Annotated in this window: 11 protein-coding genes; 4 read left to right on the forward strand and 7 right to left on the reverse strand. The window is 45.3% G+C overall.

Features of this window, described 5'->3' with window-relative positions:
• Window positions 1–101 precede the first annotated feature (101 nt).
• The 4 genes from AACU59_RS02860 to AACU59_RS02875 all read left to right on the forward strand — a co-directional run bounded on the left by AACU59_RS02860 (window position 102) and on the right by AACU59_RS02875 (window position 5,428).
• On the forward strand, window positions 102–1,088 hold the full coding sequence (locus tag AACU59_RS02860) for a LacI family DNA-binding transcriptional regulator (protein WP_010319758.1): 987 nt from the start codon (window positions 102–104) through the stop codon (window positions 1,086–1,088).
• Between the two features lie 118 nt (window positions 1,089–1,206).
• Entirely contained in the window at window positions 1,207–2,886 is a 1,680-nt protein-coding gene (locus tag AACU59_RS02865) for a glycoside hydrolase family 32 protein (protein WP_161437544.1), read from the forward strand.
• Window positions 2,887–3,132: 246 nt separating this feature from the next.
• Complete coding sequence (locus AACU59_RS02870) at window positions 3,133–4,671, forward strand: methyl-accepting chemotaxis protein (protein WP_094144473.1); 1,539 nt, start codon at window positions 3,133–3,135, stop codon at window positions 4,669–4,671.
• 25 nt (window positions 4,672–4,696) lie between these two features.
• On the forward strand, window positions 4,697–5,428 hold the full coding sequence (locus AACU59_RS02875; protein WP_094144472.1) for a transporter substrate-binding domain-containing protein: 732 nt from the start codon (window positions 4,697–4,699) through the stop codon (window positions 5,426–5,428).
• A gap of 93 nt (window positions 5,429–5,521) precedes the next feature.
• Here the strand turns inward: AACU59_RS02875 and trhO are convergent, their stop codons facing one another.
• The 7 genes from trhO to AACU59_RS02910 form a co-directional block, all read right to left on the reverse strand.
• A complete protein-coding gene (gene trhO / locus AACU59_RS02880) occupies window positions 5,522–6,505 on the reverse strand; it encodes an oxygen-dependent tRNA uridine(34) hydroxylase TrhO (protein WP_026027546.1) in 984 nt (327 codons plus the stop codon).
• A 90-nt stretch (window positions 6,506–6,595) separates the two neighbouring features.
• Window positions 6,596–7,378 carry a heme ABC transporter ATP-binding protein gene (locus AACU59_RS02885; protein WP_094144471.1) on the reverse strand — a complete coding sequence of 261 codons (783 nt, stop codon included), beginning with the start codon at window positions 7,376–7,378 and terminating at the stop codon, window positions 6,596–6,598.
• Window positions 7,375–8,319 (reverse strand): FecCD family ABC transporter permease, encoded by a 945-nt coding sequence (locus tag AACU59_RS02890; protein WP_232471681.1) that lies wholly within the window; start codon window positions 8,317–8,319, stop codon window positions 7,375–7,377. Before AACU59_RS02890 ends, AACU59_RS02885 begins: the two co-directional genes overlap by 4 nt.
• Window positions 8,320–8,419: 100 nt before the next feature.
• Complete coding sequence (locus tag AACU59_RS02895; protein WP_017044793.1) at window positions 8,420–9,268, reverse strand: heme/hemin ABC transporter substrate-binding protein; 849 nt, start codon at window positions 9,266–9,268, stop codon at window positions 8,420–8,422.
• A 51-nt stretch (window positions 9,269–9,319) separates the two neighbouring features.
• Window positions 9,320–9,730 carry an ExbD/TolR family protein gene (locus AACU59_RS02900; protein ID WP_013856733.1) on the reverse strand — a complete coding sequence of 137 codons (411 nt, stop codon included), beginning with the start codon at window positions 9,728–9,730 and terminating at the stop codon, window positions 9,320–9,322.
• A complete protein-coding gene (locus tag AACU59_RS02905) occupies window positions 9,727–10,434 on the reverse strand; it encodes a MotA/TolQ/ExbB proton channel family protein (protein WP_094144470.1) in 708 nt (235 codons plus the stop codon). Before AACU59_RS02905 ends, AACU59_RS02900 begins: the two co-directional genes overlap by 4 nt.
• Window positions 10,434–11,144 carry an energy transducer TonB gene (locus AACU59_RS02910; RefSeq protein ID WP_026028299.1) on the reverse strand — a complete coding sequence of 237 codons (711 nt, stop codon included), beginning with the start codon at window positions 11,142–11,144 and terminating at the stop codon, window positions 10,434–10,436. Before AACU59_RS02910 ends, AACU59_RS02905 begins: the two co-directional genes overlap by 1 nt.
• Window positions 11,145–11,219: the final 75 nt, after the last annotated feature.

Consider the following 11,219-nt stretch of genomic DNA (forward strand, 5'->3'; position numbering starts at 1 on the left):
GAGATCGATAATTCTACAAACAGCGTTAGAATCACACTATTCGATCGTTTGCTGCGCTGAGTTTTGCAAACAATCCCAAAACAGAATGAGTAAGGTTATGTATGTCGAGTTTGCACGATGTCGCTAAGCTGGCCGGAGTTTCTAAATCGACGGTTTCACGCGTTGTAAATGATGAGTATGGTGTTAAAGAGTCTACAAAAATCAAAGTGTTAAAGGCAATTTCCGAATGCGGCTATATGGTCAACCAAGTCGCTAAAGATCTCAAATCACAAAAAACCAATTTAATTGGAGTCATCGTTCCGCGAGTCTCTTCGCATGCGACAGCACAAGGTGTTGATGGTTTAAGTGCCATATTTGAACAAGCGGGCAAACACGTGTTGCTTGCCAATACTCATCAAGATCACGCTAAAGAGTTGGAATATATTCAAATATTTAATCAAAAGAGGGTCGAAGGCATTGTACTTTACGCCACACACCTTGATATGCCATTAGTGAAAGCAATCCAACAATCTAATGTCCCGGTGGTATTGGTTGGGCAAGATGGCTCACTGCACGATATCCCGAGTATTGTTCATGATGATCTTCGCGTTGGATTCGAAGCGGGTAAACGGTTGATAGCAAAAGGTTGTCAACACATTGGTTTTATTGGTGTTCAGAGCGATGACGTAGCGGTGGATTGCTTGCGTTCTCAAGGGTTAGAGCAAGCACTGGGTATCAACAATTTAACCCTGTTGTTTCATGTGCGTGGTGATTTTTCGATTGAATCTGGTTACTTACAAGCTAAAACATTAATCACGCAATACCCACAATTAGATGGTCTTTTTTGCGCAACCGATAGAATTGCGGTTGGAGCGGTGAAAGCACTGCAAGAGTCTGGAGTTCAGGTTGGATCGCAAATAAAAGTATTAGGAGTTGGCAATGATGAGCTCGCATTTGTCAGTAACCCAAGCTTATCAACATTCAACTATGCCTTTGATAAAGCAGGTGAAAATGCAGCCAAGATGTTGCTTGAACGTATTGCTGGTCGTGGGCAGGAGATGAGTAAAGTCGTGTTAACATTCCAAAATATCGAACGTGAAACCGGCTAAGGCTGAAGGTGCTTGCTGAGGGGAAGCCCGCATAATTGAGGGCAATATTTCACCAATGCTTGCAAGCAGGCTTATTTTTTTATATTTTGCAATCGTTCCCATAAGTTGAGTGTAAGTCATGTCATTAGAAACAGTGCCAGTGGAAAAAATGTCATTTGAAGAGATGGTGAGATTAGTTGGCGGCCCGGCCAATATTCAGCGAGTACTCGCACCAAGAGGCGAAATCGTTATTGCGCTGCGAGATCCAGCTTTAGTCAATGTTTTGCCGAGTCATATGCGCTTGCGAGAAGTGCTCGGTGAATGGCAGCTTTCATTTTTGATTCAACAAGATAGCATCAATGAATATGCCGATGAACTGATGAACAGTTTAGGCCGAATGATTGATTCTCAGCTGCGGCTTAATGCGTACGCCTATTCCTCGCCAAACGATTGTCCATTTCGTCCTACTTGGCATATTTCTCCGCCGCAAGGGCTGCTCAATGATCCAAACGGTTTCATTTATCACCAAGGAAAATATCATCTTTTTTATCAGTGGTATCCTTATGGGTGTGAGCACAAGGATAAATATTGGGTACAACTGACGAGTACTGATCTTATTCACTGGCAATGGCAAGGTATTGCACTGACTCCATCAGATTGGTATGACAGTCACGGAGTTTTTTCTGGTCATGCTTTAAGTCACAACGATGAGTTGATGCTCTTCTATACTGGCAATGTTCGGTTAGGTGAACAGCGATTGCGTCAAACAACGCAATGTTTAGCCGTGTCGCAAGATGGTCTCCGTTTTGAAAAACGTGGCCCAGTGATCCGTAATTTGCCAACGGGTGTCACGGAACACATTCGCGACCCTAAAATAGTGCGCCACCGAGGCAAATGGCTCATGTTATTGGGCGCGCAAACAACGCAATTGCAAGGTCGGCTCGCTATTTATCATTCACATGATCTTAAAGAGTGGCGTTTCGATGGTCTATTTGGTGAAGAAATCGCACCGCTAGGTTACATGTGGGAATGTCCCGATCTGTTTGAAATTGCGGGCCAAAGTTATTTTGTTTTTGGCCCTCAAGGGATTATTTCAGATAACGTGAACCACACAGTTGTCCATCAAAATCGTATTGCAAAAGTCTTATGGGATGAAAATGATCATCCTCACTTTTGTCATCTGCAACCACTGGATCACGGCTTTGATTTTTATGCTCCTCAAACAATGCAAACGGCAGACGGGCGGCGCGTCTTGTGTGCATGGATGGGGTTGCCTGACGAAATTAATCATCCTAGTTGTGACAACGGCTGGCTGCATCAACTTACGGCACTGCGTGAGTTGAGTGTTGAGAATGGTCAACTTATTCAAAGGCCTATAAAGGAGCTAGAGCAGTTATGTAACCAGCCGGTAAGTTTGGAGTTAAGCGATAAATGCACCATTCTCAACACCAAAAGTTTTGAAATGTGTATCACTTTGCCGTGGGGGGCAAGCTTACGTTTGTTTGAAAAAGGTGAGCAATACGTTGAAGTGAGTTTGGATGCCCAGCAAAAAGTATTACGCTTTGATCGTTCCCATACTTTGATACGCCAAGGTGATGTGATTCGTGAATTGGTCTTAGAATGTGAACAGGTTGAGCTGCAGATTCTCGCGGATAATTCTTCATTAGAAGTGTTCATCAACGGCGGAAAAGCAGTGATGAGTGCAAGAGTGTTTACCGATCATGCTGCAACGGGTATTTCACTTTTCAATGGACGAGTGACGGCAAAATACGCTTCTATCCAGCCCGTCAGCGCTTCTTCATTCGCTACTCAATTCTAAATTAAGCCGAAAGTAAACTTTCGGCTCAAAAAATAATAACCTTTTTCTTTCTTGGTCTATCCTTAAGTAAAAGATAAGTGAGATCAACATGATCGGTATGAGTTCAGACAATAGCAGAGATGATATTGACCTCTCTTCTGGTCTGCGTCCTATTCATTAAACACAAGAGTCAGATGGCTATCATGCGGTGCGATGAAGTCAACGCACAGTGCTTAACTCATACCATTGATTAAGGCGAAATGAAGTATGTGGAAAAGTGTCAAAGTGATCTTTGTTACCCAAGTTGTTCTGGCAGTGTCCATTGTGTTGGGCATTTCTAGTTACATTGATTACCAGTCAAAGAAAGCGGAGCTACAACATAGCCTAGATACATCAATCTTGAATGCAAAAGAGCGCTTGAGCTACAGCTTACCTAAAGCAATTTGGGATTTTGATTTACATGCCGCCAAACTCACTATTTCAGCAGAGTTAAATAACCCAGACATACAAGCGGTTAGAGTGAAAGATGCGGGTGGTACACCGCTTCTTTTCCTGAGTACATCACCCGACTCTCAAGACGTGAAAGAGATAGAGTCCAATGAGGGGAAACAATACGAATCTATGCTCTCTTCGGTACAAAAGCTCACCTTTGTTGAGTATGAAAAGGAAAATGAAGTTGGTCAGGTAGAGCTTTTCTATAACACAGATAGGCTAGAAAAAACCTTGTTACAAAGTCTGCAATATAGCCTGATTGAGTTGCTGATTTTAGATAGCGTAATGATTGTATTCCTAATTTTGGCGCTAACGAAAACCGTCCTTCGCCCGCTCAACGATTTGACAGAGCGAGTGGCCGATCTTGCAACCGGTGAAGGGGATTTAAGTCGCATCATTCCAGAACCCAAATATAGAGAGTTTTCGCAGATTATTCGCAGTATTAACCATTTTACAGAGTCACTACGAGAGATCGTTATAGAAGTGACTGAGGCGTCTGTGCAACTAAAAGATACCGCGGAAATGAGTGGCCAAATTGCCTTGAAAAATGCACAACAAATTGATCAACAAAAACACAGTTTATCGACCGTCGCTGCCGCTTCCACACAGATGAGTCAGTCGGTGGCAACAGTGGCTGAAACCGCTAATGACGCCGCAAGGCAAGCAAGTGAGGCTTCTCAATTGGTCGATAATGTTTACCACTCAATAGAACGCTCTGCCGCCGAGATTGTAAACATGCGTTCCGAAATGGGTTCGGTAAACGCGGAAATGCATAAGCTGCTTGATGAAGGGCGGAAAATATCGACGGTGGTCGGGGTGATTAATGACATTTCCGAGCAAACCAACTTGTTAGCATTGAATGCGGCTATTGAGGCGGCGCGCGCAGGAGATCATGGTCGTGGTTTTGCAGTAGTGGCTGATGAAGTACGCAACCTTTCGACCAAAACTAGCCAATCCACCGAACAGATCCAAACCAATATTCGCTCGCTAAGTAGTGCAACAGAATCGGTTGAGCAAGAAATCATCCGCATCTCGAATTTGTTGGAAAGCACCGCTAAACGAGTCTCCGAATCACAGCATTCTGTTGAGCAGGTGAAAAATACTATCTCTGAAATTTCTGAAAGAAATGGCGAGATTTCGCATGCAACAGAAGAGCAGAAACAAGCTATTGATGAAGTCAGTCAAGCGATTGTTGAAGCATCAGAGGCCACTAATGAGCTGTCGAGTAGTGGTCAAGATAATGCTCAGAGAACGAAAGAAGTACTTCAACTGAGCTCAAACATTAAAACTCATATGCGTAAGTTCAAAACATAAGTTCCACCTTCAAGGAGAAGAAAGTATGAAGCGTCTGTTGATCTTTATTTTCAGTATGATGATGGCCTTACCGAGTAGCTTTGCTGCTACTATTACGGCTGCGCAAGATCCATGGCCACCATTTATTTCACCGGATAAAAGTATGCCGGGACTATCGGTAGAAATCGCTGTTGCGGCTATGAAAACACAGGGCTATGACGTCAATTTCCAAATCATGCCTTGGTCACGAGCATTAGATGAGGTGACTAAAGGCAGAATTGATCTGTTGCCTGCAACTTGGTATACGCAGGAGAGAACGGCTTATTTACTTTACAGTGATTCATATTTAGAAAATGAACTGAGCTTTATTAAAAGAGCAGGCGATGCTTTCGAATTTTCAGGTTTAAATAGTTTGAGTGGCAAACAAGTTGGCATCGTTAGGGGCTATGGTTATGGAGATGACTTTTTATCCGCCACTAATTTCAACAAACCAGACGCTAATGATCTCACGACTAACTTGAAGAAACTGCAAGCAAAACGAATTGATCTTACCCTTGAAGATAAGTTGGTTGCGTTATCGACCATGAAAGAGGCGGGCTTAAATAGCAGTGATTTTCAGTTTACCACTGCATCTTTGTCTAAAAATCCTTTACATGTTACCTCAGGCAAAGCGAACCCTAATGCGCAGAAATATATTGATGCGTATAACAAAGGGTTAGCCACGATTAAAGCTGACGGAACATTTGATGCCATTTTAGCGAAATACGGTATTCAGTGATTTTTTTAAAAAAAAAGGCCGCAGTTTTAACGCTGCGGCCTTTTTCTATTCCAATAGGATTTGAATCCTTTGAAGTAAGCATTGGGGTAAATATTAGCGCTTTGAGCCGCGCTGCTCAGCTTTACGTGCTAGTTTTTGCGCACGCTTTTGCTCGATCAGTGATGCGGTATCGCCGCCAATGTGTGCTTCGCCACGCTGTTTTGCGAGCTGAACTTGTTTTTCTCGCTCACGGAAACGGGCCAGTTGTTCCGCAGAGTGAGTACCGAAGCAGGATGGGCAACTGACGCCTTGCTCGTAGACTTCGCTCTGTTTGTCTTCATCGGTAATCGGCAAACGGCAAGCGTTACATACATCGTAGTGACTCTCTTTTAAAGCGTGCCCTACAGCCACTCTGCCATCAAACACATAGCAGTCACCTTGCCATAAGCTCTCTTCTTGCGGCACTTCTTCTAAGTATTTCAAAATGCCACCTTCGAGATGGTACACCTCATCGAACCCTTGCTCTTTTAAATAAGCCGTGGATTTTTCACAGCGAATCCCACCAGTACAAAACATCGCGACTTTTTTGTGTTTCTCTGGTGCGAGGTTCTTCTTCACATAATCAGGAAACTCACGAAAGGTTTCAGTGTGTGGGTTAAGCGCATTTTTGAAGGTGCCAATTTGGATTTCATAATCATTACGGGTATCGACAACCAGCACATCAGGGTCTGAAATTAGCGCATTCCAGTTTTCTGGTTTCACGTAAGTGCCCACAACGTGACGAGGGTCAATGCCTTCAACGCCCATAGTGACAATCTCTTTTTTTAGCTTCACTTTGGTACGGTTAAATGGCTGCTCTGAGGCTTGTGATTCTTTGTAAACCGTGCCTTTCAAATTCGGTTCAGCATCAAGCCAAGCCAGTAGCACATCTATCCCTTTGCGTGTTGATGCCACTGTGCCGTTAATTCCTTCACTGGCTAATAATAGCGTGCCACGAATTTGGTTTTCCTCCATTAGTTCAAGAAGCGGTGCTTGCAGCTCTTGGTAGTGATTGAGTTCAACAAACTTATAGAGTGCACAGACGACGTACTGACTCATGGGGTACCTTTTAAAAAACGATATGAAGAATTGGGGCGCATTATAGCGAAGGGACGCGCCCACAAATACGGACAATTATTAAGGACAATATTAGATGGGGTAGACCATTGGGAAATCCATGGTTGGATGCGCGGCGACAAGTGACGAGTAGCCATACACCTGCTCAATTCTTTCTGCATTGAGCGCTTCCCAAGGTGGGGCATCGCAAACCAGTTTGCCATTGTGCAGCATCACCATGCGATCTGCATATTGAGCCGCAAGGTTGAGATCGTGCAGCACGACGACAACAGCGCATTGCTCTTGGCGTGCTAATGAACGTGCAATGCGCAGTGTATTGTGCTGGTGAGCCAGATCTAACGCTGACGTTGGTTCATCCAGCATCAGGATTTTTTTGTCACCGGAGTGGTGAAGTTGAGTTAATACCCGCGCCAGATGTAAACGTTGTTTTTCACCACCCGATAAAGCCGGGTAGAGATTGTTCGCTCTATCGCTGATATCGGTTTGTTGCATGTAGTGTAGCGCCACTTCACTGACTTGTTGATGGCTTAAATTTAATGGCAGTGCGCCTAATTCCACCACTTCTTGAGCGATAAAAGGAAAGCTCAACGTACTTTGCTGCGGAAGAATGGCCAAGTGCTTTGCTAACTCATTCGGTTGCCACAGTGCTTGCGGAACACCGAAGTAAGCTATTTTGCCTGTTGATGAGATTTCACCGCTGAGTATTTTCAGCAAGGTACTTTTTCCAGCACCATTGGGGCCAAGTAACGCCGTGACTTGACCTGAAAAAATCTCAATATCAATCTTATCCAAAATGGTTCGATGGCCAAATGTAACCGATATATTATTGGCTTGGATCGCTGCCGTTGTACTCAAAATACTTTGCCTTTTTGTTGAAACAGAAGATAAAGGAAGAAAGGTGCACCCACCAGCGCAGTCACAATCCCGACAGGCAGCTCCGCAGGTGCCACTGCTATACGGGCAAACATATCGGCGACAGTGAGTAAGAGTGCACCAAGTAAAGCCGAAATGGGGATCAAACTACGGTGATCGGGGCCAACCAGCATCCGGCCTAGATGAGGGATGACCAAACCGATAAAACCAATCATACCCACCGCGCTGACGGTCACTCCAACGCCGAGTGCGCTGAGTAAAATCATTGAACGTTTAAGTCGTTGCACAGAAATGCCTAGATGACGCGCTTCAGACTCGCCAAGTAATAATGCGTTGAGCGCCATCGCTTGACGGGAGAAACAGACGAGCAGCAGCAGTAAGGTCACAGCGCACAAGAGAATATTTTGCCAGTTTGCACCCGCCAGTGACCCCATTGACCACAATGAGAGATCGCGTAGCATTTGATCGTCTGCAACATAATTCAAATAGCCAATACCCGCCCCCGATAGCGCGCTGATGGCGACGCCTGCGAGTAGCATGATGGTGACGGAAGTACCAAATTTACTGGTGCCTAATCGGTAAACCAACAAGGTAGTCAATGCACCGCCTAAAAAGGCAAAAATAGGTACCACCGCAGCGCTCATCCACGGGTTGGAAAACAGCGCTAAATTGGCGAATAGCACAATCGCAAGTGCGGCTCCGAGGGCTGAACCTGCCGAAACACCGATAATGCCAGGCTCAGCTAATGGATTACGAAACAAGCCTTGCATCACCGTTCCGCACAGCGCCAAAATTGCTCCAACCAACAAGCAGAGCAGGGTACGCGGAAAGCGTATCTCGTGGATGACTAAATTGATGTGCGCGGCAATGTCATTGGAGTGCAGCACAAGGCTTTTTATACTATCACTGAAGCTGATATTCATTGGACCAACGGTGACAGAATAAAGGCTCACTAAGATTACCAAAACTAACAGCGTTGCATTCACCACATTTTTTGAGAGATGACGTAACAAAATAAGCTCCTTAAGGATAGAGCAATGCGTTTAGACGTTGCGCTTCAGCCAAGCTTTTAAGGCCTAACCCGCCGACGAGAGCGTGGCCATCGATGGTGATGATCTGCTTATTTATCCCAGCCGGAGTTGCTACTAACGTCGGTATGGATTGCAAAATGGCGTCTGCTCCTCCGAGTTTTTCATAACTGCGGCCACTGACTAAAATCACGTCCGGTTGCATCTCAATTATCGCTTCCATCGACAGTGGTTTATAAGACGTCACTTGTTCAGCGGCTGGGTTAACCGCGCCAGCCAACTCAATAATGCTGTTTGGCGTGGTGTCACTGCCCGCTACGTTGGCTGCTCTTCCTTCGTGGATAAGAAGAAATAGCACTTTTTTCGGAGTCTTGTGGGTAGATTGATGGTGGGTTAACGCCGCTATTGTGCTTTGAACTTGCTGTTTGAGCGCTTTAGCTTGAGGCTTTGCATCAGCGAGCGTCGCAATTTGGTCAATGCGTGCCAACAACCCCTGTGGTGTAGATTCATCATTCACCACCTCGACGTTAACGCCAGCGCCTTTAAGCTGTTGCAATGTGCTTTCTGGCCCCATTTCACTAGAACCAATCAATTGTGTTGGTGCTAAGGCTAATAATCCTTCTGCGGATAATTGGCGATGATAACCGATCTTTGGGAGAGCAAGATCGTTTGGAATTTCACTAGTGACATCGACCGCAACAAGTTTATTTTGTGCGCCTAACGCAACGAGGATTTCGGTCACCGCGCTGCCCGCACTGATAATCCGTTCTTGCGCGCAGAGCCAAGGTGAGAAGATGAAGAGCGTTATGGCAACAAGCCAATGAGAAAGAGATTTGTGTGTCATCGTGTTGTACTCATGAAAATCATACGGTTTTTAAAAGCGCGTATGAATAGGCTATTGGGGATGGTCGGTTAATAACTGAGTGGCAGCGATGCCATTGTCTTGCAAGAACGCCAGCAATTTAACCAACTGCTGCACTTCGGCGGTTTTGTCTGCGCCAATCACGATGGGGCGATCACTCGCTTTGCTTTGTTCTAACAATGCCAATGTGAAGTTATTCCAATCGATATACTGTTTGCCATCGATAGCCCAGTAAGGTTCGTGCGCCAGAAGATTCACTGTGATTGACTGCTTGTTCACTTCACTCACGGTGGGTGAGTCGGTTGTTGGCAGTGAAACGTCTAATGACTCAAATTTAACCGCGGCTGTAAGCAGCAAAAACACCATGACAATAAAAATGATATCCAACAATGGCGTTAAATCTGGCATTAATGCGGATGAGTGAGAGTGCGGTGTCTTAATCATGATGCATTAACCACATCATTGTCAGAGACGTCTTCATACTTAGCTACACGCTCTTGTTTGGTGGTGCAATCATGCTGTAAAGAAACACCTTCGAGCCATAAGTTGACATAATTTAGTGTGTGCTCAAGTTTTGCCATCACTCTGTCAGCCCATACGCCAAGCAGCTGAGCGCCGGTAATTGCGGGAAGCGCGATCAGCAAACCTGCAGCCGTGGTTCGCATCGCAATGCCTAGGCCATCCGCAAGGTCGTTTGGCGTAATATTGCCAGAAGAGAGCGCCACCCCTTTGAACATTTCAATTAAACCTAACACAGTGCCAAGTAAGCCTAGCAGCGGGCTGATCACACCAATCAAAGATAAAATACGCAGTCCAGAATGCAGTTGATGACGTTTTTCTTGCAACCAAATGCCCGCCGCATCTTCACGTAATCCTTTAGAGAAATCGTGATGAGCAAGTAGCATGGCAACCCCTTTATAAAGCAATGGGCGCTTGCTGGAAAATTCACTGGCTAGCGTCTCAATTTGCGCTGTATGGGTCGGTGATATTTGGTTGAGCGCACTACCGATCGCACCTTTCCCAACACCAAGGCTAAGCAGTACTTGGAAAAGCCGTTCAGTAATGATCATGGTCGCAAGTGCTGAGCAGGCAAAAAGAGGCCAGGCCATCAGGCCAAGTTGTTGTTCTAGTTGAGTAAGTAGTTCCATTATCCTTCCAATTTAAAACGTACTGGGATTTGCACTCGGTGGGCTATTTTTTCACCGTTCACCACTTGAGGAGAGAATTTCCATTGTTTGATGGCATTAAGAGCCGATTCATCTAGCAGCGCCGCGCCCGACGAAGAGAGCAAAACCTGTTTGATTTGGCGGCCGTTTTCGTCTAACCACACCTCATACATAGCGACCCCTTCAATTCCTCGTTTTTGTGCAAGCCTTGGATAAACAGGAGGGGCTGGGCGAGTAACAAAAGACGGCGCATCGACTAATTTCGGTTGATTAGTTGCGCCACTGCTGCTTGGGGCGGCGGCGGTTTTCGGTGTCGATTCAGCGCTATTTTCATTCTCTACAGAGGATGTCACAGCTTCCTTTACAGGAGTTTGCACTTGTGCTGATTTTGTCGGTATTTTAGGAGCCGGTTTGTCTTTTACCGGTTTTGACAGGCTCTTTTTCTGCACCACTTTTTGCGGCTCTTTTTTTGCTGGTTTGGGCTTGTTGGCTCTCTTTTCTGGAGGTGGGGTTTTTGTTGCTTGCTCTTGTACTACCTGAGCTTGAGGTTGAGCCACAAAGTTAATCGACACTGAGGTGGATTGATTTCCCGCAGGCATGGCAAACACTTTTGATTCGTCATCAACAAACAAGATCGCCGCGTGAATCGCGAGAGATAGACTGCCAGCGACAAGATATCTAGTGAAATTCACGTTGTACTCCATATAAAAACAAAGCGTTCAGAGAGAAGATTATTACTTATCATTCAAATAAGATCAATTATCAAT

It is taken from the genome of Vibrio sp. V23_P3S9T160 (assembly GCF_963886625.1).
Taxonomy (GTDB): Bacteria; Pseudomonadota; Gammaproteobacteria; order Enterobacterales; family Vibrionaceae; genus Vibrio; species Vibrio anguillarum.